General features: G+C 76.2%; 1 protein-coding gene. It reads left to right on the top strand.

From position 1 onward, the window contains the following. The first annotated feature begins 102 nt into the window (after positions 1–102). Entirely contained in the window at positions 103–1386 is a 1284-nt protein-coding gene (locus ACOV8S_RS20780; RefSeq protein WP_448319473.1) for an MFS transporter, read from the top strand. Positions 1387–1497 lie beyond the last annotated feature (111 nt).

The following is a 1497-nucleotide window of genomic DNA, read 5'->3' as shown; positions in this document are numbered from 1 at the left end:
GGACCATCCGGCGCGGCCCCTGCGGAGGCGGGACCCTCTGGCACGGCCCCTGCGGGGGCGGGATCCTCCGGCGCGGCCGTCGGCCGGCCCCTGTCCAAGGACCTGCCCTTCGCCGGCGGCGCGGACGGCGGGCCCCCGGTCGAGCCCACGAAGCGGGTGGGCGGCGGCTGGACGGCCTCGCTGTCGCTGGCCAACGGCGCGGTCTGGGTGGGCTGGTACGGCCCGATGCAGATCCTGCTGGCCTCGCAGACCGCCGCGTTCGCCGCCGGCGGCGCGGGCGGGGCGTGGGGCCTGGCCGGCATGACCAAGGAGACGATGCTGGCCTGGGTGACCGGCGTCGGCGCGGTGGTGGCGCTGGTCGCGAGCCCGGTGTTCGGCGCGCTGTCGGACCGCACCGCCTCCCGGTGGGGCAGGCGGCGGCCGTGGATCCTGGCCGGTTCGGCGAGCGGCGCGGTGTTCCTGCTGCTGCTCGGCCGGGCGCCCGGGCCGTGGACGATGCTGATCGGCTGGTGCCTGGTGCAGCTGACGCTGAACGCCTCGTTCGCCGCCGTCACCGCGGCGGTCCCGGACCGGGTGCCCCGGCCGCAGCGGGGCACGGTCGGCGGGTGGCTGGGCGGCGTCCAGATCGTCGGCGTGGTGGCCGGCACCGGGCTGGCCGCCGCGGCGGGCGGCATCGGCGCCGGGTACGCGGCCTGCGCGGTGCTCAGCCTGCTCGGCGTGGTCCCGTTGCTGCTGCACCACGAGCCCCCGCTGCCGGAGGTGGAGCGTCCCGCCCGCGTGACGGCGCGCCGCTTCGTGGCCGGGCTGGGGTTCGACCCGCGCCGCCATCCGGACCTCGGCTGGGCCTGGCTGACCCGGTTCCTGATCAACCTGTCCAACGCCCTGGTGCTGCTCTACCTCCTCTACTACCTGCGCGACCGGGTCGGTCACCCCGACCCGGAGCAGGGTGTGCTGGTGCTGACCGTGGTCAACGCCGTGATGCTGCTCGCGACGGTGGTGGTCAGCGGCGTGCGCTCGGACCGTTCGGGCCGCCGCAAGCCGTACGTGCTGTGGTCGGGGGTGCTGATGGCGGGGGCCACGCTGATGCTGGCCGGGTGGCAGACCTGGTCGTCGGCGCTGGTGGCCGCGGCGCTGCTGGGCGTCGGGTTCGGCGTGTTCACGTCGGTGGATTTCGCGCTGATGACGGAGGTGCTGCCGGACGCGGCCGCCCGGGGCAAGGACCTCGGCGTGATCAACGTCGCCAACTCGCTGCCCCAGGTGATGGCGCCCGCGCTGGCCGCGCCGCTGGTCACGGGCCTGGGCGGGTACACCACGCTGTACGTCGTCGCGGGCCTGCTGGCCCTGGCCGGCGCCCTCCTCGTCCACCGGGTGCGCGGCGTCGACTGACCCGTGCCGCCGCGTACCGGGGCGTGGCCTGGGGCAGACTGGCGGAAACCGCACCACCGGCAAGAAGGCTCCGCCCGTGAAAGCGCCCAGGTACTCCGACGCCGCGTCCCC

It is taken from the genome of Streptomyces sp. CO7 (assembly GCF_053474865.1).
The sequence above is the reverse complement of the archived record's forward strand: the minus strand, read 5'-3'. Positions and strand labels throughout refer to the sequence as shown.